The organism is Pantoea vagans (genome assembly GCF_001506165.1).
GTDB classification, from domain to species: Bacteria; Pseudomonadota; Gammaproteobacteria; order Enterobacterales; family Enterobacteriaceae; genus Pantoea; species Pantoea vagans_C.
This window is the reverse complement of sequence record NZ_CP011427.1, coordinates 1,911,119-1,935,101: the sequence shown is the minus strand read 5'-3', so window position 1 is coordinate 1,935,101 and position 23,983 is coordinate 1,911,119. Positions and strand designations below refer to the sequence as shown.

The window sequence follows — 23,983 nt, the reverse complement described above, 5'->3', positions numbered from 1 at the left end:
ATATTCCGCCGCGCAAAATCTGCGCGGCGGAATTAAACATTAGCGGCTGACTTCGTGTCCGATTAAACCGCCGATAGCCGCGCCACCTAAAGTACCGAAGGTGCTGCCACCGGTTAATACGGCACCACCGACTGCACCGACACCTGCACCAATCGCGGTATTACGGCCACGATGCGACATACCGCAAGCGGTGACGGACAAACACACTAATGCGACAATGGCGATACTGCAGCTGCGTTTTAAAAGCATCGAAATCCTCATTACCATTATTCAATGGAATGTCATTGTTTTAATTTGATTGTTGTTAAGGCGCCAGGACATTGGCGGCTTGCACTGCTCGTCGGCGCTAATTTATGGCGAAATCGAAAACGGGGATAGGTAAAAATTCCTATTTTAAGACGGTACTGGCGAAGCGGCGAAAAGCCAGGCATTTCAGTGCCTGAGGCTCTCGTAGGCCGCGCCGTACGGTGTGGGAAGTTACTGTTCTTCGTGCGGGATATAACTGCTCTTCATTGGCGCAACCACCACGTTTACCCCGAGATCTTGCAGGCGACGCAAAATGGGAACCGGTGTGCCCTGATTAACAATCACCACATCAAACTCGCTGAGGTGAGCAAAACGGTGCAGCGCCCGGCGTTCAAATTTGGTGTTATCCATCATCAGAATGCGTTTTTGCGCGGCATCAAACATCGCGCGTTTGGTTTCCACGGTTTCAGCAGATTGGTGGAATACCGCATCATCGATAATTGCCGACATACTGACGAAAAACACATCGGCGCGCAGGCTGGCGATTTCCTCACGCGTCATCCGCCCCATAAAGGCGTTACACCAGTGATAAAACTGCCCTCCCAACCCCATCAGTGTGATGTCTCGCCCATTACGAAGCTCATTCATCAGCGTCAGTGAGTTGGTGATCACGGTAAGAGGCGCTCGGGCAGATAATAAACGCGCCATCTGCAGCACCGTGGTGGAATCATCGAGAAAAATCGCCTGCCCAGGCTCAAGATAGCTGGCGGCCACTTCGGCAATCGCCTGCTTCTCTTCCAACTGACGTGTGGCGCGATAAATATCACTGGATTCAACCAGGCTGGTTGAGGTGGCTGACACCACGCCGCGTGATTTATGCAGTAACCCGCGCTCGACCATCTCATCAATATCACGGTGCGCGGTCATCAGGCTGATGCCGAAACGCTCAGTGATATCTTCAATACGAATCGCACCTTCTGCCATAACCGCTTCTGCAATCAGCTGGCGCCGCGCCAGTTGTCGCGCCTGTCGGCTATCGCTGGGTAAGGGTTCGGCCATAAATACGTTTAGAGAAGAGTCCTGCGGGTTGTGCGCCATGTTTCGTCCGGGAAAGTGATGCAGAAATGCGGGTTCGTCATGATTACAACGCGGAAATGGGCTTTTTGCAAACAAACTGCATTTAATGCGAGGAACTCAGTGCGCATAAATGGGCACTCTACAACTCATGCCGGAACCAGGTGCGCATCATGCGCACCCAACGTTGTAGGGTCGCCATTCATGGCGACCGTCATCCATTACTGCTTCAACACAAACGGTGACACGAAGTTGCCCGCGTTCTCTTTGGTGATCAGAATACAGTCAAACAGCTGTTTCTCAGACGCTGCACCGGTTTTTCCGGTCTTGAGGAAGCTATCCGCCTGCTCTACCGCTTTCTGCGCGAATTGCGCCACCGGCTGCATCACGGTATAGGCCAGGGTTCCGGCTTTTACCGCATCCACCGCATCCGGTGAACCATCAAAACCCCCGACCTTAATCTGATTCAGCTTGCCCGCTTCCTTCAGAGCCGCAATCGCGCCCAGCGCCATCTCATCGTTACCGCTGATCACGCCTTTGATATTCGGGTTAGCCTGCAACAAAGACTGCATCTTGTTGAAACCTTGGGTACGATCCCAGTTCGCCACTTCCTGACCGACCTTTTTCAGCTTCGGATACTGCGACAACACGGTATCAAAGCCGTTAGCGCGGGTCGCGGCGTTATTGTCCGAAGGCGGTCCCACCAGCTCAACATAGTTAGCGGTATCGCCCACTTGTTTTACCCACTCCATCGCGCCCACGGCGGCACCTTGCGCATTGTTAGACACCAGCTGTGCTTTCGCCAATCCACTCTGATTTAACTCAGCATTGATGATGAAAACCGGGATATTCGCCGCGATGGCTTTTTTCACCGATCCCACCGATCCGTCCGCGTTCGCCGGATCGAGAATAATCGCTTTAGACTTGTTGGTGATCGCGGTATCGATCAGCTGACTTTCGGTGTTGGTATCGCCTTTATGGGCGCTGACTTTGGCACTGTAGCCCAGTTTCTCAGCGGCTTTTTGCGCCACCTGACCTTCCGTTAGCCAGTAGGGATTGGATGGATCGTTAACGATGATGGTCATCAATCCGTTGTCCGCCCAGGTCGGTGCGGCAAAGGTGGTGATGGCCATGGCGGCTGCGGCAATAAACAAACGTTTAGTGAACATAGGTGCTCCGTTATTATTTAGGGGTACAGGTTTTACGGATAACCGCGCACTGCCAGACAGCGCGCGTGAGTTAGCGACCGCGCCTGCCGTATTGCAAAGTATTGAGCAATACCGCCAGCACAATCACGGCGCCAGTGAACACCGTCTGCCAGTAAGCAGAGACGCCGATAATCACTAAGCCATCAGAGAGAAAACCGATAACAAATGCGCCCAACAGGGTGCCGCGCACGTTACCGCGCCCCCCCGTCAACGCCGCACCGCCAATCACCACAGCAGCAATTGCTGTCAGCTCATAGGTGGTGCCCGCCGTGGGACCAGCTGAAGTCAGCTGTGAAGACAACACCAGCCCTGCCATCGCGGCGCAAATACCGGAAAGAACATAGACGCTGATTTTGATGCGTTTCACCGGCACGCCAGAGAGATCGGCGGCGCGTTCATTACCACCAGAGGCATACAGCCAGCGGCCAAATGCTGAACGGCTGAGCAGGAATCCGCAGGCCAAAGCCACCACGCCCAGCACCAGCACGCCAACCGGAACGTTGAAGATGCGGTTGAATCCCAGCCAGTCAAAGCCGGTGTTGCCAAGCGCTTCGCTGCCAGAGAGTTTGTTGTAGGTCAGGCCGTTGGTGATTAACAGCGCAATACCGCGCGCCACATACATGGTGCCGAGGGTCGCGACAAAGGCCGGCACACGGAACCAGGCGATCAGCACCCCGTTCACCAGTCCCACCAGCGCCCCCATCACCAGCGTCAAAATCGCCACCGCCCATACCGGCAGATACAGCACCACGCCAAGCGCTTCGAGGTTGATGCCCTGCATCATAAAACCGGCCATGACTCCGGCGAGGCCCAGCGTCGATCCCACCGATAAATCGATGCCACCGTTAAGGATCACCAGCAGCATGCCAATCGCGGGTAAACCGAAGATCGCCACATGCGACGCCATGGTCAGGAAGTTGGCACCGGTGAAGTAGTTAGGTGAAAGCAGGGAAAAGGTGGCGATGATCACCAGCAGCGCAATAAAGGCGCGCCCTTCCAGCAACAATCGCGCGAGATTAAGGCTTTTATCAGCTTTCTTTTTCACAGCAACTGGCGGCGAATCCAGCGTTTGGGTTCTGTCTGTCATACCGTTTGCTCCGTTTTTCATGTCATGCCACCAGAGACTCGCCTGAAGCGGCCATAATGCGTTCTTTACTCACGCTGGAATCAAAAATGGCGTTGATGCGCCCTTTGCTCATCACCACAATGCGATGGGCAATGCTCAGGCACTCGCCAACTTCCGAAGTGGTATACACCACTGCCAGCCCCTTTTTGGCGTTCTCCGCCAGCAGACGAAAGACCTCCGCTTTGGCACCGATATCGATGCCGCGACTCGGCTCATCCAACAGAATGACTTTGGGACGGGTGGCCAGCATTTTGCCGATCACCACTTTTTGCTGATTCCCACCGGAGAGCGAACCGATAGCCGCCTCACCGCCCGCTGTTTTGACCGTCACGTTGCGGATACTGTCCGTTACCAGTTGTTTCTCACGGCGTGGCGACAGCACCAGCCCGCGCACGAATTCACTGATACTGGCGAGCGACAGGTTCTCACCGACTGACATGGTTTGAACCAGACCATCGCGCTGCCGGTCTTCCGGCACCAGCGCAAGGCCGATTTGAATGCGTTGCTGGATGGTCAGTTTGGACACCTCAGTGTCCTGCAGCAGAATCTGACCGCTGGTTTGATGTAATCGTCCGGCGATACACTCCAGTAACTCGGTACGTCCGGCGCCCATCAGTCCGTAGATGCAGACAATCTCACCGGCTTTGACGCTCAGGGATAAATTGTCCACCAGCCGAATGCCGGTTTTACTTTTCAGCGTCAGGTCTTGTACTTTCAACGCCGATTCTCCAAAGGCGTATCCTTCCGGCGGCGAGCCGAGATCAAAGTGATCGCCGACCATGTTGCGCACGATCCATTCGAGATCGATCTCATCGCGTTTGGCGTAAGCGGTCATCACACCGTCACGCAGCACCACGGCGCGATCGGTGATCTCCAGCGCCTCTTCAAGATGGTGTGAGATATACACAATCGCCACGCCCTGGCTGGTGAGGTCGCGTATCACCTGAAACAGCACCGCGACTTCCGTTGCGCTCAAAGCGGAGGTCGGTTCGTCCATGATCAAAATCTGCGAGTTCACCGAGAGCGCACGGGCAATTTCGACAATCTGCTGCTGCCCAAGCCGCAAATTCTCCACGGGCGTTAACGGGTCGATCTCCTCCTCCAGCGCCGCCATCAGATGGGCCGTGATGCGTGCCTCTTCGGCATAGTCCACGCCGCCAGGCTTCATGATTTCCCGCCCCATAAAGATGTTGTCGCGCACGTTCATGTTGGGCGCGAGGTTCAGCTCCTGATGGATAATTGAGATGCCGCAGTCACGCGCTTCCGTCGCCGAGCGAAACACTTTTTCTTCGCCGTTGTAACGAATTTCCCCGGATGTTGGCGTAATCACGCCTGACAAGATCTTCATCAGCGTCGATTTACCCGCGCCGTTTTCACCAAACAGCGTGGTCACTTCGCCACGACGAATTTCGAAATTCACGCCCTTCAGCGCATGGGTTGAGCCGTACACTTTGCTAATGTTGCGGGCTTCGAGGATCACTTCGCCTTTCAGCAAGGCAGGATTGACGTTGAACGGTTTCATTTCACCTCCACGCTGACCGGAGTCACCATCCAGTTGGTGGGCGTTAACAGCCTGAATACACCCACAACCTGCACGGTTTTGCCTGGCAGCGTCTCGCGATCCAACTTATCCAGCACTTTGGCTTTCATGGCGCGATTAATCGCCGAACCGGCATTCTGATACTCAATTTGGTTGGTAAAATCGCCGAACTGGATTTTGCCGCTGGCATCGCGTAAATCGGTGCCGGTAATGGCGGGCCCGGTTTGCAAGCGCACCTGGTTACCTTCAGGTAATCCTTCCACTTTAAGTGGGAAGATGCCCATCTGACCCGGCTGCACTACGCCTTCCAGTTTCACCGCGAACACGGGTAACGGTGAACCCACGCCATATTTCTGCACCGCTTCCTGCTGATTCGCTTTTAACGCGTCAGCGAGGGTTTTCGCGTCCACGGCGCGCGCTTCCACATCCTGCTGGATGCCAGGAAAAGTTTTCTGGCCGTAGCTGTCTGGCGAGAAACCTTGTTCTTGCGCATCCTGCTCTGAACCGATCTTCACCACTTTGGTATCCAGCGCCATGGCGGCAATCACCGCCACGACCACCACTGCCAAAAGGGTGTAGCGGCGTGCGCGCTTCCGAGAGAGTTGCTGTGCAAGCATCGAGACATCGGACATACGTGACCTCTCACTGTTAACTGCTGCGATAATCCGCCGCGTTAATGTTATAAATGTGATAACTTGTGTGATGAGAATTGTTCTGATGTGACTAAATTGTCAACAGAGTAAGCGCAATTTTTTCAGGAGAGAGATCTGGATCGCTAATTTAACCACTTCACGATGCCTTACGTGAAAACCCCGCCATACAACTCTTTCAGCCACCTAATTTCAATTCAACCTGTAGGGATTACCCTCGTTTTTCGTGATCGGAATCGCTAACTGAAATGAAATTTATTCGATTTATAGAAAAATAATACAAAAGATATGTTATCTCCGTGAGAAGTGGTGTAAGACATTATTTAGCATATTCATCACAGGGAATTAACACAGCGTGATGACTTAACTCTTCTTCTCCCGGAGGTGTACGTGAGTAACGGCGATATCATTTTGGGTCTGGATTCCGGCACCTCAGTGGTTAAAGCGGTGGCGTTTGATTTGGAAGGCACGCAGTTGGCCTGCGCCTCGGTGCGCAACCGCTATTACCGCAGTGAAGGCGGTGCAGCTCAGCAATCCATGACGCAAACCTGGCAGGACGCCGTCGGTGCAATACGTAAACTGGCCGAGCGCGTCGAGAATCTGGCGGCTCGCGTGGTAGCCGTAGCGGTGACGGCCCAAGGTGATGGCACCTGGCTGGTGGGAAAAGATAACCAACCGGTCGGCGATGCCTGGATTTGGTTGGATGCCAGAGCGGCGCATACCGTCGACACGTTAAATCAACATGCCCTGGCGGGTGAGCGCTTTAAAGCCACCGGCACCGGGCTCAATACCTGCCAGCAGGGATCGCAACTGGCGCATATGGACCGCCACTACCCTGAGCTGCTGGCTAAGAGTGAAGTCGCACTGCACTGTAAAGACTGGCTTTACCTCAATCTGACCGGCATTCGCGCCACCGACCCTTCAGAAGCCAGCTTCACCTTTGGCAATTTCCGCACCCAACGTTATGACGACACGGTGATCGCCGCGCTGGGATTAGAACAGCACCGCCATTTGCTGCCGGAGATCATCGACGGTACGCAGATCACTCATCCGCTCACCGCTGACGCTGCGAATTTGACCGGATTGCGTGCGGGCACGCCGGTTTCACTGGGCTACGTCGATATGGCGATGACCGCACTCGGTGCTGGCGTACACACCGGCGAAGCCAATACTGCATGCTCGATCGTCGGTTCCACCGGCGTACATCTGCGCAGTGTCACCATTGATAACGTCTGGCTTAACCCTGCACAAACCGGCTATGTGATCCCGCTGCCGTGGCCCGGTTATGTTACGCAAGTGCAGACCAATATGGCCTCCACCCTAAACCTTGACTGGCTGCTGAATGTGGCCAGCGAGTTGTTAAGTGGTTTCGGCTGCGAAGTCGATCACGCCCGTCTGGTGGCGCATATTGATCAGTGGCTGAACAACGCGCAGCCCGGCACGCTGCTGTTCCACCCTTATATCTCGATTGCTGGCGAGCGCGGTCCGTTTGTTAACGCCGATGCACGGGCCAGCTTTACCGGGCTCAATTACCAACACAACTTTGGCGATCTGGTGCGTGGCGTTATTGAAGGGATTGGCATGGCTGCACGTGACTGTTATCAGGCGATGGGCAGCACCTTGCCAGGCGAGATCCGCCTCACTGGCGGCGCGGTGCGTTCTCAGCCGCTGCGTCAGATTCTCTCTTCATGTATTGGCGCGCCGGTGCGCATCAGCCAGCGTGATGAAGCTGGCGCCGCGGGTGCTGCCATGATGGCCGCCGTGGCGATAGGTGCTTACCCTTCCATGGCGCAGTGCGTCGAGACCTGGGTGCGCCCGCTTCTGGATGCGCCTGAGCCACCTTCCGCTGAACTGTCTCAACGCTATAACCAGCTGTATCCCCACTATCAGCAGATCCGCAGCGATCTTCCTGCCGCCTGGCAGGCGCTGAACACGTTTTAAGGAGTTGATCATGAGTGAAAATATGCTGGATCTGTTTGTGATTGGTGGTGGCATCAATGGCGCAGGCATCGCACGTGATGCCGCTGGTCGTGGCTTGTCGGTGATGATGTGCGAAAAAGACGATCTCGCCCAAGGCACCTCTTCGCGCTCTGGCAAGCTGGTACACGGCGGGCTGCGTTATCTGGAATATTATGAATTCCGCCTGGTGCGTGAAGCGTTGATTGAGCGTGAAGTGTTGCTTAATGCCGCGCCACACATTATCTGGCCGATGCGTTTCGTTCTGCCGCATAGCCCCACCGATCGCCCGGCGTGGCTGGTACGTCTCGGGCTGTTTCTTTATGACCATCTCGGGGGCCGTAAAAAGTTACCGGGCACCCGCTCACTCGATCTGATGCGCGCCCCGGAAGGTGCGCCAATCCTGGATAGCTACAGCAAAGGTTTTGAATACTCCGACTGCTGGGTTGACGATGCGCGACTGGTGACGCTCAATGCGCTGGATGCCGCCGAACGCGGCGCAGCGATTTTGCCGCGTACTCGTTGTGTGGCGGCGAAACGCCACAGCGGTAAATGGGAAATTACCGTGCAGGATGAAGCCAGTGGGGCGCAGCGCACGGTATTTGCCAAAGTGCTGGTCAACGCCGCCGGGCCATGGGTGCTGGATATCGTTAACCAAGTGACGCAGACCAAAAGCACACGCAGCGTACGGCTAGTGAAAGGATCGCATATCATCGTGCCGAAGTTCTGGGAAGGTCAGCAGGCTTATCTGGTGCAAAACACCGATAAACGCGTGATATTCATCAACCCGTACGAAGGCGACAAAGCGCTGATTGGTACCACCGACATTCCGTGGCAGGGCAAAGCCGAGGATGTGACCGCCGATGATAGCGAGCAGCAGTATTTGATTGATGTGGTGAACCGCTACTTCAAAGTGAAACTGCGCGCCAGCGATGTGATTACCCGCTTCTCCGGTGTCCGTCCGCTGTTTGACGACGGCAAAGGGAATCCTTCGGCGGTGACGCGAGATTACGTATTTGACCTCGACGATCAGCAAAGCGCCCCTCTGCTGCATGTGTTCGGCGGCAAAATCACCACTTTCCGCAAGCTGGCGGAGCATGCTTTACAGAAGCTTGCTCCCTTCTTCCCCTCAATGGGCACCGACTGGACGCGAGACGCGACCTTGCCGGGCGGCGATATGGCCAACGGTGATTTCGAGACTTTCCTTGAACAGGTGAAAGCGCGCTGGCCATGGCTACCTGCATCCCTGCGTAAACACTATGCGCGTCTTTACGGCACACGCATCGAAAAAGTGTTGGGTCATGCCAATGGTGTAGACGATCTGGGCCGCCACTTTGGCGCGCAACTGTACGAAGCCGAAGTGCGCTATCTGGTGGAGAATGAGTGGGCGCAGCAAGCTGAAGATGTGCTTTGGCGGCGCACCAAACATCGGCTACACCTCACCGACGATCAGCAACAGGCGTTTATCCAGTGGTTTGCAGCAACCTTTACTGCCCCTGTGCCGTTGCGTAAGGAGGCGTAAATCATGCCGTTAACGCTTTCGCTCAATACTAATCCGCTGGTAAATCGTTTTGCTGAACCGCAGGATTTGATTCATACCGTGGCACAGCAGATTCGCATTCGCGATCTGCAACTGACCCATGAATTCATTAATCCCGGCTGGCCAGCCGCGACCATTAATCGCATGACGCGGCGTATGCAGCAGGCCATGCGTGAAACCGGCGTGCGCGTGACATCGGGCATGACCGGACCTTATGGTCGTTTAAATCACTTTGGTCATCCGGATGTTGAGGTGCGGCGTTATTACGTGGACTGGTTTAAAACCTTTGCGGATATCACCGCCGATTTAGGTGGAGATGCCGTGGGTTCTCAGTTCGCGATTTTTACGCAGCAGGATTTTAATGATGCTTCGCGGCGTGAAGCGTTGATCGATATCGCCATCGATTGTTGGGCTGAGGTGGCAGAGCACGCCAAAGCAGCGGGACTGAAATATCTGTTCTGGGAGCCAATGAGCATTGGGCGCGAGTTTGGTGAGACTATCCCGGCCTGCCTGGCGTTACAGCAGCGCCTGAGCAGTGAGTCTTTCGCACTGCCGATGTGGATGATGGCAGATATCGATCACGGTGATGTCACCTCAGCAGACCCGCGGGATTACGACCCTTACGCCTGGGCTGAAGCGGTGCCGCGTTATTCGCCGATTATCCACATAAAGCAAAGCATGATGGACAAAGGCGGCCACCGGCCTTTCACTTTGCAGTACAATGCGGGCGGCCGTATTCAGCCTCAACCTCTATTGGAGGCGCTGGCTCGCGGTGGCGCACAGGATAATGAGATCTGCCTTGAGTTGAGTTTCAAAGAGCGCGAGCCCACCGACCGGCAGGTGGTCGCGGATATTGCGGAGAGCGTTGCCTTTTGGGCATCGCACATTAATACGGGCGTGCAGGATTTGCATCTGGCTTCGTGAGGCCAATTTCACCAGGAAAAGAAATATGAAACCGGCTCCAACCCCCGCTGAACGCGATGATTCTCTGGCCCTGCGTGCCGCCTGGTTGCACTACGTTGGCGGCTTAACGCAAGCTGAAGTCGCTAAACGCCTGGGATTACCCTCGGTCAAAACCCATCGCATGATTGCGCGCATGGTGGCGGAAGGTGCGGTAAAAGTCTCGATTGATGGCGATATCGTGGCGTGCGTCGCGCTTGAGGACCAACTACGTGAAAAGCATGGACTGACATTTTGCCACGTCGCCCCCGACCTCGGAGAAGAAGGCTTACCGGTTCGCGCGCTGGGCATGGCCGGTGCGGATTACCTGCGTAACCTGCTCAGCGCGCAACCCGCTATTACGCTCGGCCTGGGACACGGGCGTACCCTCTCCGCCGCCATTCATCAGCTGCCGCGCATCGACGCTCCCCATATGCGTTTTGTTTCGCTGCTCGGATGTTTGACGCGCAATTACGCGCTGAACCCGCACGATGTGATGCACCGTATCGCCGAAAAAACCGGTGCACAGGCCTACATGATGCCAGTGCCCTTTTTTGCCAATACGCAGGAAGACCGCGAAGTGCTGTTGAAACAGCGCGGCGTCAGCGAAGTGTTTGCCATGGCGGCGCAGAGTGAGGTGAAACTGGTGGGTATTGGCACCGTAGAACCCGCTGCACAGCTGGTGGAAGCAGGGATGATCGATGAAGCCGAGATCAACGATATCTCACGTTCTGGCGCGGTAGGAGAATTATTGGGCCATTTCTTTGACGCGCACGGCCAAATGATTCACTCCAGCCTGACGGCGCGCACGCTGTCAGTTGAACTGGATCTTACCCATCGCGCGGAGATTGTGGCGTTAGCCGGCGGTGCAAGCAAGGTTGCGGCGATTCGCGCCGTGCTGGCAAGCGGCTTAGTGACCGGGTTAATTACCGATGAATTAACGGCGCAGGCGCTACTTGCGGAGTAGCTCCGCGTGAAATTCCTCAGCTAACAAACCAAACAGCCAGTCATCCCGCCACTCACCGCCAAGAAAATAGCTTTTGCGCAGAGTACCCTCCTGCTGAAATCCTACTTTCAGCAGCGTCCTGCGCGACGCTTGATTGCCCGCGGTGACCGTAGCAACCAACTTGCGGTAGCCTACATCCATCAATGCAAACTGACTGATATCGCGCAGGGATTCCGCGCCAAAACCTTTGCCTTGCGCGGAGGTTGCCAGCATAAACCCAACCTCAGCGATGCCATCACCGCGGTCAATAAAGCCTGTCACGCCAAGTGGCACAACGCTGCCCTTTTCCATCATCACCAGGCACAGCCAATGCGAACTGTCTGTATGCCACTGCGGCAAACGCACCTCGAACCTTTCGCGACGGATGACGGCTTCAGGCTTTGGATCAGCAACAAATTGCATGACCTGATCATCTTGCTGCAGCGCCAGGAAAAAGGGCCAATCTTCAGCGTTGATTTGGCGATACTGTAGTCGTTTAGAAAGGATGTCTAAGAGCATGTTTTCCTTTTAAGTCTCATCATCATCGTTGCGGGTGACTTTAGACAATCACTTCCCCAACCGCTGCCTAATCTGTGAGAATAAACCGCGGCAGACCACGATGGCGATAATAATTGCGCCCCAGGTAGCGGTGATCATGAAAGGATCGAGGCGGAGCAAGTTGAGGCCACTGGAGATCATCTGCAGGATAATTACCGCCAGCACCACACCGGAAACCCGTCCAAATCCGCCGAAGGGACTAACCTTACCAAGAAACGCGGCCAGCACGGCCACCAGCAGGTAGGAATCCGCATAGCTGGCTTTAACGGAGTTGAGTTGCCCCATCATCACCAACGAGGTCAACGCCGCAAAGGTAGATGAAAACACATACTGCATCACGGTGATTTTGACCAGATTGACGTTGGCGTACTGTGCCGCTGTTGCGTTTGATCCCATCATGTAGAGGCTAAAACCAAAGCGGGTTTTGTTAAGGATCACCGATGCCACAATGGCCGCCACCACAAACAGAATCAACGCATTAGGGATACCGAAACTCACGCCATTGCCAATATTCAACAGTGAATCAGGAAAACCAGACAACGTATATCCCCGCGTAAGCACCACATTCAGACCCGCGATTAACGTCATGGTACCCAGCGTCACCAGAATATCCGGGATCTTGAGGATCGAGATCAGCAAGCCATTGATCACCCCCACCAGCAGACAGGCGATAAAACCCAGTAACACCGCCAGTAGCACCAGTTCACCTCCCGCCAGTTTCATCCCCTGCGCAGAGAAAGTCTGCAGGCACAGCGCGATAATGATGCCATTGAGATTGGCCGTTGAAATGATCGAGAGATTAATGCCGCCCGACAGCATCGAGATCATCATGCCAATCGCCAGTAGTCCCACAATCGGTAATTGATAGGCCATTGATATCAGGTTTTGTGGGCGGATAAATTTCTCGCCGTTGAGCACGAACATCAGCACAAATACGGCAATCAGCACCACATACAGTGACAGATTCTCCGCAATGATCGCGCTGAAACGCAAACGCGCAGGGGTGTAAGTTTTCATGGCATTGCTCCTCATTGCTCCACCACCACACGCACCTGCGCCCTTTTCTGCCGCAGAATTTGCAGCGCATTCAGCGACACGCTGAACAGAATCACCAGCCCGGTGAAGACGTTGTAGTAATAAGGCGAGACTTTCAGTAGCGTCAGACTGTTGCTGAGAATGGCGAACAGCAAGACACCCAGTAAAGTCCCCGCCACACTGCCGCGCCCGCCGGTGACCGATGCGCCCCCCAGCACCACTGCAGCAATAACCTGCAACTCAGAACCCACAATCGAGTTGGGGATCACTGTCTGCACAATCGACACCTGAATAATGCTGGCGAAACCAGAAATGGCCCCGACAAAGGTATAAATGAATAGCGTTGTCCGACGCAGGTTGAACCCGACGCGTTCGGCTGACAGCGCGTTGCCCCCCACCGCGTAAATGCTGCGGCCCAATACGGTGTGTTTGAGGAACAGATGCAGAAATATTGCCAGGGCAAACCAGAGACAGGTCACCAGACTCAAGCCGTACCAGGCGCCGTTAGCCGCCTGCAGCGGGAATATTTTGATTTCCGCCAGACTGAGCAACGAAGGGGGTAAATCGTAGATGAGATCGCCTTGCGTGATGACATAAAGCGCACCGTAGAACAGACTGTTGGTGGCAATGGTGACGATAATCGCGGTGATCTTGAAATAATAGATGATCAAGCCGTTGAGCAGCCCCATCAATGCGCCGAGGATCAACGCACACAGAATCGCCAGCCAGATATTATCGAGTCCTAACTGCAGGAACCAAAATACCACCACATACTGAGCGACCTGGGCAATGGCGGTAAAGGAGACATCAAAACCGCCCGAAATCAGTACCAGCAAAACGCCCAGCGCAAAGATGCCGAGTACCGTCCAGGATTTCAGCAGATCGGTCAGATTATCAAAGCTGATAAAATTGGGATTGATGCTGGTGATCACGATCGACAACACCACAATCAGCACCAGCAGCAGTGTTTCTCGCGCTTTGAGCAGTTTCATCATTTCCACGACACTCTCCTCCAGCGAACGTTATTGCCGCTCGATCTCACGTTGCAGCGTTTCATTATCAATCTCATCACTTCGCCAGCTTTTTCCCAGCCTTCCGCGCTGCATCATGATGATGCGATCACAGTTGGCCAGCAGTTCTGGCAGCTCATCAGAGATGAAAATGATGCCCATGCCTTCCTGAGCTTTGGCTTTGACGGTTTGATAAATATAATTTTTGGCGCCGACATCAATGCCCACGGTCGGACTGTCCAGAATGAACACCTGTGGTCGCATCGCCAGCCACTTTGCCAGCACCACTTTTTGCTGATTGCCGCCCGAAAGCATCCGAATGGGTTGGTCCTGGCTGCCGTATTTCACCTGCATGCCTTTGAGTAAACCCTCAACCGTTTCGCGCATCTTGCGGCCGTTCAATAACCGCATGGGCGTCAGATAGTGGTCGAGTGTGCAAATGGCGGCATTGGCGGCGATGCTCTGCTCCATCACCAAACCTTGAGCCAGACGATCTTCTGGCACGTAGGCAATCCCGTTTTTCACCGCCGTATGAATGCTGTTGATCTCGACACGCTGCCCCTGCAGATAAATTTCCCCGCTTTGCGCCGGCTCGACGCCAAAGAGCGCCATTGCCAGTTCGGTGCGACCGGCACCCAGCAATCCTGCGATGCCCAGCACTTCACCTTTGTGTAGATCGAAGCTCACGTCCTGGAAACTATTGCGTTTGCTGAGATGGCGAACGCTGAGCAGAACATCCTGCGAGGCGCTGGATTGGCGGGTTTCAAAGGTTAGCGCGTAACCCAGCATCAGATTTTCGATATCACCGCTGGTGAGTTGCGCGGTAGGTTGGCAATCAATGACTTTGCCATCGCGCATGACGGTGACCCTGTCACAGATTTCCAGCAGTTCATTGAGTTTGTGGCTGATAAAAATAAAGGCAATACCCTGCTGTTTCAGCTGACGCAGAATGGCAAACAGGCTATTGATTTCACTGCGCGTCAGCGCGGTGGTCGGCTCATCCAGGATGATCAGTTTCGACTCATTCACCAGCGCACGCGCAATCGCCACCAGTTGCTGTTTGGCAATCGGCAGTTCATCCACCGTGGCATCGAGATCAAGCCGAATGCCCAGCTGAGCAATGATTTTTTCGACATTCTCTTGGTAGGTACGGCTGTGCACCAGCGCTTTACGGTCATTGAGCATCTGGCTGATGTAGATGTTTTCCAGCACCGTAAGGTTTGGGAACAGCGACAGGTCCTGATAGATGATGCCAATGCCTTGCTTGACCGCGTCCATGGCGGTGAAACGCTGCACGGATTGGTTTTTCACGGTCAAGGTGCCACGATCGCGCGCTTCAACCCCGGCGATGATTTTCATCAGGGTCGATTTGCCGCAACCGTTCTCACCCACCAGTCCATGTATTTCACCTTCATTGATGTCAAAGCTGACGTCATTAAGCGCAGTGACACCACCGAATTTTTTCGTGACATTTGCCACGGACAAAAACTGCATATGACCTCCGCAAACCGTGCGGTGAAGGAAGCGGTCGCCATCACTGGCGACACGACAATTTCCGTGGGCGGCCGCAAGACCGCCTCGCCATCAAAAATCGTATTTGCTGTAATTGTCTTTAGTGACGGTCAACGGCTTATCAAAAATGATGTTTTGCCCGCTGATAGTCGGTACACCCAGCGTCGGGATCTCCAGACCTTGTTTGATCTGGTCACGCTTGCCATCCAGTACCATTTTGGCGATGTAGGCCATGGCATACGAGGCTTCGCCTGGGCTCCACAAGATAGACTCGGTTAGCGAACCGTCCTTCAGGAAGGTGGCGCTCTCTTTCGGCGATGTGGTACCAATCACCGTCAGTTTGCCGACCAGGCCTTTTTCACGCAGCGCCTGTGCCGCACCAGGCCCACCCTGGCTGCCAAAGGCCAGGACCCCTTTCAGATCGGGATAGGTTGAGAGTAACTCCAGGGTTTTCTGACGCGAGGCGTTGCGGTCCTCACTGACCGGGAAGCGGTCTGAGACCAGTTTCATATCGGGGTACTTCTCTTTCATCTCTTTGATCGCCGCATCCGCCCAGGTGTTATGCGCTGGCACCGTCAGCGAACCCACATAGATGGCGAATTCCCCTTTACCACCGGCATGTTTGGCGAACTCGTCCATCATGTAGCGACCAAACTTCTCGTTCTCAATCATCTCAACATCATAATCGGCACCGGGTTGGTTCACCGACTCATGGGTGATCACCACAATTTTCTGCCCGCGTGCACGGTTAAATACCGGCTCTACGGAACTGGCATTATTGGGCACCACCAGCAAGGCATTCGCGCCTTGGGTGATACTGTCTTCAATAATACGCACCTGCTGTGCTTCATCTGCCGAAGCCGGGGCTTGCTGGTAAGCATCGATCTTGAAATCCTTCGCTGCTTTCTTCAGCCCGGTTTCATAGTCGTTAAACCAGGCCGAACGCAGTTTCGGAATCCCGACCATGGTGTATTCATCTGCGGCCTGCGCAGGCAGAGCGGCACAAAGTGAAGTGACGCTCAGCATCAGAGCCAGCGTGAGGGCGTTACGCGTTTTCATCATGATGTGTGTCCTATATCAGGCGGGATAGCGCCGTTCAGGTTCAGGAATGGAGCCAGCGTTACCGATTTCGATCACGGCACCCTGAAAACGCTCCTCGGTATCGAGGTAATAGAAAACGTCATCGCCGATATTGCCGCTCTGCACCACGTCATAGCCGCGTGCCTGGTAGGTTTTGAGCGCCTGTTCACAATCGGCGAAGTAGAGTTTGAGGTGGTGCAAGCCGTAGCCGTGTTTTTCAATGTATTCGTCGTAGATGCTGTAACCGGAAACCGGCTGCATCAACTCCATCTGAATACCGTTGATCCAGCACACGGCGATTTTGTAGATATGCTCTGCGGGCTGGCCGCGATACATCGAGTTTTTAATGTTGTGCGGACCATAGGTGTAAATATCCCAGGGTCCCATATTGAAAGCTTCCCAGTAGTGCTGCATCGCCGCATCAAGATCCTCGACCAGATGGGCAATCTGAATGATGTCACCGTCTTTCATCGTAAGCGCTCCGATTAAGCAAACTTGTGCGGCAAACCTTCAAGGTTGGTGTGACTGGCTTTCATCGCCTCCATTTCGATACCGCACTGTTCAATCAGCATCATGGTGACGATATCGGTGAACAGGAAAAGCGCCTGTTCCAGCAACGTCGACATCGGTTGGATTGATGGGATCTCTTGATCGCCCCCAAAGATTTGCCCGGGCACGCGCACGGCCAAATCCGCGTACTGCCCATGTTCGTTCTCCGGATGCGCGGTCAGTAACACGATGCGCGCACCCGCTTCTTTCGCCAGTTTGATGATGTTGAGTTCAACGTTAGTGACGGCACAGTGCACGATCAGCAGGTCACCCTTGCCGAGATAGGGCGAAGTGGTGTCGTAGACGACGTAACTGTCAAAGCCCATGTGCTTCAAGCGCATGGCAAAGCCGCGTACCGAGAGTTGCATGCGGCCCATGGCGTAAAGCTGGATAGTTTTGGCTTGGCGAATTTCAGTGATCAGTTGGTCTATTTGAGCGGGATCGACGGCCTGCAGGGTGTCGCGGTTTTCATTGATGACCTTCTCTACCAGTGCTGCGTATTGAGACATGTGTCATTCCTCAGTTGGCCCTGCAAGGGTGCAGGTGTAGGGTTTTTATGTTTACAAATTTGTAAAGTAAATGACCTGACAACTGAAAATAACCTTACGCAAGATTTTTACTTTTTCTTTTGGTTTTGATCACAAATTGAACACCAATCGTTTACAACTCGTCCTGAACTACTGAATTAGCGAGCTGGATCACACGTTTTAGCTGAATTAATACGCTACTTTCCTTTCAGCCGTTTGATGTGCATGGCAAACAAAGTCAGCCAGTCGTTTTGGATTTTTTACAAATTTACGCGATTTTCAGATTCTTGATTTTACTTATTAACTCCCTTAATGTGTTCCAGCGTGAATCAAGGGATAAACGCTGACACAGTCAAACATTGGGTGAACTGGGCTATGGCGAAATCGGGCAAACTGGATCGCGTTTACCACGAACTAACACGGCGTATTCAACGCGGTGATTATGCCAACGGGGAACGTCTGCCAACGGAATTGATGCTCTGTGCAGAGTTGGATGTATCACGCCCGACACTCTCTCGTGCCCTTGCCCGCCTGCGGGAAGAAGGCATGATCAGCAGTACGCAAGGATCGGGGCATTACATTACCTGGTCTGATGTCGCTTATCCCGCTGAACTGCCCCCTGCCATTGCCCTAGGCATCCTTTCTCCACGCATGGAAGCTAACGAAAGTGGATTCCTGTTTGAGCAGATCTTTAAATCCATCGCCGCCCTGTCACAGCAATTCAACTTTGATTTAGTGTGGAATGGCGTCATGACCTTAGGCGCTGGCGCCACGCGTCAGGCGATTATCAATAAGATCGATGGGGTGATTGAGCGTTACCAGCGTAGTGGCGTAAAAGGGGTGTTTTTTATCCCGATTGAGTTTCATCCTTTTGCGGCTGAAATCAATCAGTTGATCCTGAGTAAACTCGAACGTGATGGCATGAGTGTGGTGCTGCTCGACAGTGATGTAGTGCGCTGGCCGGCACGCAGTCGTTGGGACTTAATTGGCATTGATAATGTGGGTGCCGGCATGCTGATGACACGCCATTTACTGGCCGACCACCCACGACGTATTGATTTTCTCTGTGAACGTTTTTCCGCCAACACGGTTCATATGCGCATGCTCGGTTACCAGCTCGCACTGTTGGAGGCTGGCGTGGCGCTGCAACCCAGCTGGCAGCATGAAGGGGAACTTAATCAGCCCGACTTTATTACCGAACTACTGGCAAGCGGCGCGCGCGATGTGGTCTGCGCCAATGATTTCACCGCCATGAAGTTGCTCTCTTTGTGCAGTCAACAAGGTGTGAAAATAAACGTCGTCGGATTTGATGACAACGAGTATTCCGCGCTGCTTGGCATCCCACTCACCACGTGGAAACAGCCCTTTAACGCCATTGGACATAATGCGGTGGTGGCGATGATGCATCGGCTGCAAAATCCTGATGCCAGCCCAATACACACCATAGCCCAGGGCGAACTGATCGTGCGGGCTTCATGCCACAGCGTTAAACCCAAAAATTAATATCACACCAGGCTCAACACTATGCCTTGTTCCCGCAACGCTTTTTGATACTCCGCACTCAATCCTGCATCCGTCACTACCTGTTTGAAAGGTTGAGTCGGTGCCAGTGCATAAGGATGAATCTGACCAAATTTCGATGCGTCCGTGAGCGCAATGGTGTGAGTCTGTTTGTCCATGATCGCGTTGACGACATCGCATCGCAGCATATCGCGACCGGTAAACCCGGTCACCGCATCCCAGCCATCAATCCCGATAAAGGCTTTATGGAAATTGAGGTGCTGAATGCAGAGGCGAGTCAGCGGTCCCACCACCGACTCGCTGCTTTTCTGAAACAGACCGCCCAGGATGATCACATCGCCGCCCTTTTCCCGCAGTAAACCGGCGATATAATGGCTGACGGTAATAATGGTGATATCGCTGCGATCGCTGAGTTCACGCGCCAACAGTGCATTGGTGCTTCCACCTTCAATAAAGACGGTGTCTCCCGCATTCACCAGCGATGCAGCGTACTCAGCAAGACGTTTTTTCACGGCAAAACGCGTTTGCATACGTGCGCCCACGTCATCACTTTCTGGCGCCACGGCAGAACCGTGCACGCGGCGCAGAAAACCGCCCTTTTCTAGCAGGTTCAAGTCCTGACGCACGGTAACTTCCGAGACGCCGGTGGTTTGCGCCAGTTCATTGACGCTCACGCTGCCGCGCTCGCTGACCAGTTGGATAATGTGCTGATGACGTGCGTTCATAAAACCTGCTGTCCGTTAATTTTTATCAAGCTTATCAGAAACTCAGCCTAAACCGAGACTACGGCGTCCGTTGGCATTTAATGCCTCAGGTGTGAAGCGATCGCGCCAGCTGGCTTCATAATCCTCTTTCGGGAAATCTCCGGGTGAAACCCCGGTTGCCAGCGCCTGCGCGACTTGGCTGGCGTAGGCTGCATTTTTATCACACAGAGGGGCCGCCGGAATATACATCACATTGCCCCAACCTTGCTGGTCCTCTACCGGTGCTACGGAATGGATGACGTCACAGTGCCACCAGACGGAATCGCCCGCCTCCATCGCCGGAATCGAGCACAGTCCCTGAATCAACTCTGGATGCCATTTTTCAGAAACCGGTAACACTTTGCCTGGTGCAACGCCACAGAGTTCATCTTCAGGCACATCTTTCAATAACGGGCGCAGTAGCAAATACGCCATCGCTTCTGGAACTGGCACCACGTGAAGCAGGCCCTGACCCAATTGCATGTCTGACAGTGCAGTCCAGCCCTGGAAGGTACGGAATACCGAACACTTAGTAGTGGTGCCCGCCTGGTACTCATTCACTTGCGTGCGGTGAGCCGCATCCCATGGATCATATTGATCGAACTGATTGTTGAAGATCTTGCCAAACACCTGTTGGTACGCAGGCAGCAACCAACGCTCCAGCGCGCCGGAATCAGTATGTGCGCCCAGCCCTTTTGAGGTAGTACCCGGTAAACGACGACGGATACGATCGGGATAGATGATGCTGACATCAGGATCAAACCAGCGTGTGCCATTTGATTCGAAGATCCACAGCCGATTGAGGAACGACTGAGTTTTGGCCATGGCATCGCTTTGACGTGCCGACATCTGTGCATCGCTCCAGTAAATCGGATAGATTTCCGGGCGTGACGCATCCAGGTTACCGAAGAAGTTATCGCCCGGCCCTTTGTAAACCTGGTCAAAATCGTTGTCGTCGAGGTACTTGAGCATGGATTCATCCCAGGCCAGCGCCTGATCGCGTTTGAAGGTCTGTTTGACCACCACACAACCGCGGCGGCGAATATGATTTTTCACCTCATCGCTTACTCGGCCTTCTGCAATATCTTGTGCGGTTACCTGCGGCCATGCTGTGCCGTTTTGCGCCTCTTCAGCCCGCGCGGCCTGAAGTTCACTGACAATTTTGCTTCTGACTTGCTCAAATAGCCCCTCGACATCACCGATTTGCTCTCTGAGGACCTTTTTCATCAGACGCACGTTGGTTTTGAAATCTTCGGGTTGTTGTTCTGAGGTAAAGATAGTGTTCATGTTTTTGCTCCGCTTTGTTTCGTTTGAAACATGATATAGTTTCATTCATAACAAAAGGACAAAATTACGCCAATCGCCTGCGCTTGGTTTTATGACCGGAATCACAGTTATTCTGCTAACGAATTGCAGGAACCTGTCCGCGGTACTGGCAGTTAAAATGCCGTGCTGCAACTGTTTGCTTGTTCTGCCCTTAATGTTAAAACAAGGCGTTGATGAATTTTCAGCACCAAAAGGAAACACCATGATTTCTAAAGAGAATGCACCACATTATATTTGGGGCGGCAATTGTGATGGCTGGACGCTGCTTGAGCGCCAGGACATGCTGGTGATCCATGAAAGAATGCCGGCAAGCAGTGCCGAACAGCGTCATTACCACTCTGTATCTCGTCAGTTTTTCTTTGTATTGAGCGGTGAGCTGACGATGGAATTACAGGGCGAATATCACCGATTGCAGGCACAGCAAGGGATTGAAATTCCTCCTGACGCGCCACATCAGGCGCGTAATGATTCAGCATCCCCGGTGGAGTTTTTGGTGATCTCTCATCCGACGACCCGTGGCGACCGTACGAATTTTTGAGGATGACCATACGCAGTTTCAGGGTCTTATCTGTTCAACTTACGGCGGTCGTCATGAATGGCGCCCCTACAAGAATGGAAGCGGTTTTTCGAAGGGCGCGCATTTACGCACATCAGCAAAAATGGCTGCGATTTTCGTAGAGTGCGCATTTATGCGCACCAGCATACATGGTATTGTTCACTAAACTGAGCGACAGAGCGTCGGGCCCATTATTTGTTCTGATAAAGATCCCAGCGGTTACCATAAATATCTTCAAACACCACCACGGTGCCATATTCCTCTTCACGTGGTTCCTCACAGAAAGTTACCCCGTTGGCTTTCATCTGCTGATAATCACGCCAGAAGTCGTCAGTCTGCAAAAACAGAAACACACGGCCGCCACACTGATTGCCAATAAAGCTTTGCTGACGCTCATTAGACGCCTGTGCTAATAACAGATTACAGTCACTTTACGGATTCGGATTCACCACCACCCAACGCTTGCCGGGTTGTGGCGTATCTTCGATTAAATGAAAACCTAATTTTTGCGTGTAATATTCAATAGCGCGATCATAATCATCCACTACAATCGCTACATAACCCATACAACGTTTTTGCGTTCTCACTTCATCTCTCCGTTAATATTCTGCTGAACCAGTTTAAGCATGCGCAAACGAATCAAACCGCTGGCCGGACGGATGGTCAGCCAGTAGGGAAGCATGCGACGCTTTACCTGTGGCGTCGGGCAGTAAATGAAGGTTTCGGTCATCACCTCATACTCGCCAACCGATCGCTGAAAGACCTGATTGCGCACGATTAAACGCGCATGCAATGGGTTGTCATGCCGTATAAAATCCTGTGCATCGTTAATCGCTTCCAGCCCCATATCCAGACGCCAGAAGCGCCCGACCAGCCCGAAGGTGATTTCTTCTGCAGATTCATTGAGTAAGGTAAATCGATGCAGGTTAAAATCCTGAGGTGTGAAGCCGGGTAAGAGCTTCTCAGGCCATTTTCGAATCGCCATCAGGGTGCGTGCAATCACATCCTGCTGCATATCGAATTGCTTCAGCGCCTGGATAATCGTGGGCGCACTGTCTGCATGCATCCTGGCGCGGTGAATTTCATGAAAGTGAAATTCAGGTAATAAAGGTGAACTATTTTTCCAGCGTGAATTCTCTGCTCTGCTTACCGAACCAAAACATCCCATGTCAGACTCGCTACATTCAGAAAAATAAAAAAGCAGACCGAAATCTGCTTATTCTGTATCAGGCATTACCACCCGCCACTTTTTTCAATGCCACCACTTCTGCCTGCTCCAGCAATGGTTCCAGATCGGCAAACAACTTAACAATATGGGGGGCATTGAGATGCTTATCCAGTAATTCCTGGCTCGCCCACTCCTCTGTCCAGACAAAGCGGCGTGTGTTTTTGCTGTCAATATTCAGCTGGTAGGTGATACATCCCTCTTCCTGTAACGTCTCTTCAATCACGCCACGGAATAATTGCTCAGCTTTATCTTCACAGCCTGGTTTTGCGGTTAGCAATGCAACAACAGGAACCGTCATATTCATCTCCCTATTAAATAAAAAATGCAGATTTACGTTAACTCAGCTTATTCCTGCTGTCAGTCCTAAATGTGCGTTGCCTGCACCAAAACATTCGCGTCATAATCGCTGATGATGAACGCAAGGAGTGACGCATGCCTGAATTATCCAGTTGGTTAGCCTTTGCTTTGGTGGCATTAGGATTAGTGTTGACCCCCGGCCCAAACATGATTTATCTGGTTTCCCGCTCGCTGTGCCAGGGCAAGCGTGCTGGATATATCTCGTTAGGCGGCGTGGCGTTAGGTTTTGTGTTTTACATGCTGTGCGCGGCACTGGGGATCACCGCTTGGTTGCTGGCGGTGCCGTGGGCCTACGACGCGCTGCGCTTTAGCGGTGCGCTCTATCTGCTTTATCTCGCGTGGCAGGCATTGAAACCGGGTGGCCGATCCCCGTTTGCGGTGCGCGACCTGCCGGCCGATAACCACCGTAAACTTTTCACCATGGGATTTCTCACGAATCTTGCGAATCCCAAAATCGCCATGATGTTTTTATCTCTCCTGCCACAGTTCATTACCCCGGATCACGGCAGCGTGTTAATGCAATCGCTGGTGCTGGGTGTCACACAAATTGTGATTAGCCTGACGGTTAACGCGATTTTCATCACCACCGCAGGCCAGGTTTCAACCTTTTTGCTGGCTCGTCCCAGTTGGCAGCGTCTGCAACGTTGGCTCATGGGCACAGTGCTGGCGGGAATGGCGGTAAAGCTGGCGCTGGATGCGCGCAAATAATGAACAGGA

General features: G+C 53.4%; 24 protein-coding genes and 1 pseudogene. 7 read left to right on the top strand and 18 right to left on the bottom strand.

The genetic code is table 11. From position 1 onward, the window contains the following. Positions 1 to 39: 39 nt before the first annotated feature. From LK04_RS08975 to LK04_RS08950, 6 genes are all read right to left on the bottom strand, one after another. Positions 40 to 249 carry a glycine zipper 2TM domain-containing protein gene (locus LK04_RS08975; protein ID WP_034823502.1) on the bottom strand — a complete coding sequence of 70 codons (210 nt, stop codon included), beginning with the start codon at positions 247 to 249 and terminating at the stop codon, positions 40 to 42. A gap of 228 nt (positions 250 to 477) precedes the next feature. Further along, positions 478 to 1,344, bottom strand: a complete 867-nt coding sequence (locus LK04_RS08970) for a DeoR/GlpR family DNA-binding transcription regulator (RefSeq protein ID WP_039328665.1) — start codon at positions 1,342 to 1,344, stop codon at positions 478 to 480. Between the two features lie 197 nt (positions 1,345 to 1,541). After that, complete coding sequence (locus tag LK04_RS08965; protein WP_039328666.1) at positions 1,542 to 2,489, bottom strand: D-ribose ABC transporter substrate-binding protein; 948 nt, start codon at positions 2,487 to 2,489, stop codon at positions 1,542 to 1,544. A gap of 70 nt (positions 2,490 to 2,559) precedes the next feature. Then, positions 2,560 to 3,615 carry an ABC transporter permease gene (locus LK04_RS08960; RefSeq protein ID WP_039328688.1) on the bottom strand — a complete coding sequence of 352 codons (1,056 nt, stop codon included), beginning with the start codon at positions 3,613 to 3,615 and terminating at the stop codon, positions 2,560 to 2,562. Between the two features lie 22 nt (positions 3,616 to 3,637). Next, positions 3,638 to 5,176: a sugar ABC transporter ATP-binding protein gene (locus LK04_RS08955; protein ID WP_052205928.1), complete on the bottom strand. Its 1,539-nt coding sequence runs from the start codon at positions 5,174 to 5,176 to the stop codon at positions 3,638 to 3,640. Then, complete coding sequence (locus tag LK04_RS08950; RefSeq protein WP_039328667.1) at positions 5,173 to 5,826, bottom strand: DUF2291 domain-containing protein; 654 nt, start codon at positions 5,824 to 5,826, stop codon at positions 5,173 to 5,175. The genes LK04_RS08955 and LK04_RS08950 overlap by 4 nt, the downstream gene beginning before the upstream one ends. Positions 5,827 to 6,234: 408 nt before the next feature. Here LK04_RS08950 and LK04_RS08945 point away from each other — a divergent pair, with 408 nt between their 5' ends. From LK04_RS08945 to LK04_RS08930, 4 genes are read left to right on the top strand one after another with little or no spacing between them, the layout of a single operon-like run. Further along, positions 6,235 to 7,785, top strand: coding sequence for an FGGY-family carbohydrate kinase (locus tag LK04_RS08945; protein ID WP_039328668.1), 1,551 nt, complete (start codon positions 6,235 to 6,237; stop codon positions 7,783 to 7,785). A 10-nt stretch (positions 7,786 to 7,795) separates the two neighbouring features. After that, positions 7,796 to 9,322, top strand: coding sequence for a glycerol-3-phosphate dehydrogenase (locus LK04_RS08940; RefSeq protein ID WP_039328669.1), 1,527 nt, complete (start codon positions 7,796 to 7,798; stop codon positions 9,320 to 9,322). 3 nt (positions 9,323 to 9,325) lie between these two features. Beyond that, entirely contained in the window at positions 9,326 to 10,264 is a 939-nt protein-coding gene (locus LK04_RS08935) for a sugar phosphate isomerase/epimerase family protein (RefSeq protein WP_039328670.1), read from the top strand. Between the two features lie 25 nt (positions 10,265 to 10,289). After that, on the top strand, positions 10,290 to 11,246 hold the full coding sequence (locus tag LK04_RS08930; protein ID WP_039328671.1) for a sugar-binding transcriptional regulator: 957 nt from the start codon (positions 10,290 to 10,292) through the stop codon (positions 11,244 to 11,246). Here LK04_RS08930 and LK04_RS08925 read toward each other — a convergent pair. The 7 genes from LK04_RS08925 to LK04_RS08895 all read right to left on the bottom strand — a co-directional run bounded on the left by LK04_RS08925 (position 11,232) and on the right by LK04_RS08895 (position 17,517). Further along, on the bottom strand, positions 11,232 to 11,783 hold the full coding sequence (locus tag LK04_RS08925) for a GNAT family N-acetyltransferase (RefSeq protein ID WP_039328672.1): 552 nt from the start codon (positions 11,781 to 11,783) through the stop codon (positions 11,232 to 11,234). The genes LK04_RS08930 and LK04_RS08925 overlap by 15 nt on opposite strands. Positions 11,784 to 11,831: 48 nt before the next feature. Next, positions 11,832 to 12,839: an ABC transporter permease gene (locus LK04_RS08920; RefSeq protein ID WP_039328673.1), complete on the bottom strand. Its 1,008-nt coding sequence runs from the start codon at positions 12,837 to 12,839 to the stop codon at positions 11,832 to 11,834. Positions 12,840 to 12,850: 11 nt separating this feature from the next. Beyond that, positions 12,851 to 13,852 (bottom strand): ABC transporter permease, encoded by a 1,002-nt coding sequence (locus LK04_RS08915; RefSeq protein WP_039328691.1) that lies wholly within the window; start codon positions 13,850 to 13,852, stop codon positions 12,851 to 12,853. A gap of 27 nt (positions 13,853 to 13,879) precedes the next feature. Further along, positions 13,880 to 15,361 (bottom strand): sugar ABC transporter ATP-binding protein, encoded by a 1,482-nt coding sequence (locus tag LK04_RS08910; protein WP_039328674.1) that lies wholly within the window; start codon positions 15,359 to 15,361, stop codon positions 13,880 to 13,882. Between the two features lie 90 nt (positions 15,362 to 15,451). Next, positions 15,452 to 16,441 (bottom strand): autoinducer 2 ABC transporter substrate-binding protein, encoded by a 990-nt coding sequence (locus tag LK04_RS08905; protein ID WP_231568835.1) that lies wholly within the window; start codon positions 16,439 to 16,441, stop codon positions 15,452 to 15,454. A gap of 15 nt (positions 16,442 to 16,456) precedes the next feature. Further along, complete coding sequence (locus LK04_RS08900; protein WP_039328675.1) at positions 16,457 to 16,930, bottom strand: VOC family protein; 474 nt, start codon at positions 16,928 to 16,930, stop codon at positions 16,457 to 16,459. A gap of 14 nt (positions 16,931 to 16,944) precedes the next feature. After that, positions 16,945 to 17,517: an SIS domain-containing protein gene (locus LK04_RS08895; protein ID WP_039328676.1), complete on the bottom strand. Its 573-nt coding sequence runs from the start codon at positions 17,515 to 17,517 to the stop codon at positions 16,945 to 16,947. Positions 17,518 to 17,910: 393 nt separating this feature from the next. On the opposite strand from LK04_RS08895, the gene LK04_RS08890 reads away from it, so the two are divergent. Beyond that, complete coding sequence (locus LK04_RS08890) at positions 17,911 to 19,038, top strand: substrate-binding domain-containing protein (protein WP_039328677.1); 1,128 nt, start codon at positions 17,911 to 17,913, stop codon at positions 19,036 to 19,038. A 2-nt stretch (positions 19,039 to 19,040) separates the two neighbouring features. On the opposite strand, the gene LK04_RS08885 is transcribed toward LK04_RS08890, so the two are convergent. Both LK04_RS08885 and LK04_RS08880 read right to left on the bottom strand, forming a co-directional pair. Then, positions 19,041 to 19,781 carry a DNA-binding transcriptional regulator YciT gene (locus tag LK04_RS08885; protein WP_039328678.1) on the bottom strand — a complete coding sequence of 247 codons (741 nt, stop codon included), beginning with the start codon at positions 19,779 to 19,781 and terminating at the stop codon, positions 19,041 to 19,043. Positions 19,782 to 19,823: 42 nt separating this feature from the next. Then, complete coding sequence (locus LK04_RS08880; protein ID WP_039328679.1) at positions 19,824 to 21,086, bottom strand: DUF1479 domain-containing protein; 1,263 nt, start codon at positions 21,084 to 21,086, stop codon at positions 19,824 to 19,826. A 241-nt stretch (positions 21,087 to 21,327) separates the two neighbouring features. On the opposite strand from LK04_RS08880, the gene LK04_RS08875 reads away from it, so the two are divergent. Further along, positions 21,328 to 21,663, top strand: a complete 336-nt coding sequence (locus tag LK04_RS08875; protein ID WP_039328693.1) for a cupin domain-containing protein — start codon at positions 21,328 to 21,330, stop codon at positions 21,661 to 21,663. A gap of 209 nt (positions 21,664 to 21,872) precedes the next feature. Here the strand turns inward: LK04_RS08875 and LK04_RS08870 are convergent. The 3 genes and pseudogenes from LK04_RS08870 to LK04_RS08860 all read right to left on the bottom strand — a co-directional run bounded on the left by LK04_RS08870 (position 21,873) and on the right by LK04_RS08860 (position 23,207). Further along, a pseudogene (locus LK04_RS08870) lies at positions 21,873 to 22,268 on the bottom strand (VOC family protein). After that, a complete protein-coding gene (locus tag LK04_RS08865; RefSeq protein ID WP_052205930.1) occupies positions 22,265 to 22,747 on the bottom strand; it encodes a hypothetical protein in 483 nt (160 codons plus the stop codon). The pseudogene LK04_RS08870 and the gene LK04_RS08865 overlap by 4 nt, the downstream one beginning before the upstream one ends. 160 nt (positions 22,748 to 22,907) lie before the next feature. Continuing rightward, a complete protein-coding gene (locus LK04_RS08860; RefSeq protein ID WP_039328681.1) occupies positions 22,908 to 23,207 on the bottom strand; it encodes a putative quinol monooxygenase in 300 nt (99 codons plus the stop codon). Positions 23,208 to 23,341: 134 nt separating this feature from the next. Here LK04_RS08860 and LK04_RS08855 point away from each other — a divergent pair, with 134 nt between their 5' ends. Beyond that, positions 23,342 to 23,974, top strand: a complete 633-nt coding sequence (locus LK04_RS08855; protein ID WP_059109788.1) for a LysE family translocator — start codon at positions 23,342 to 23,344, stop codon at positions 23,972 to 23,974. The last annotated feature ends 9 nt before the right edge of the window (positions 23,975 to 23,983 follow it).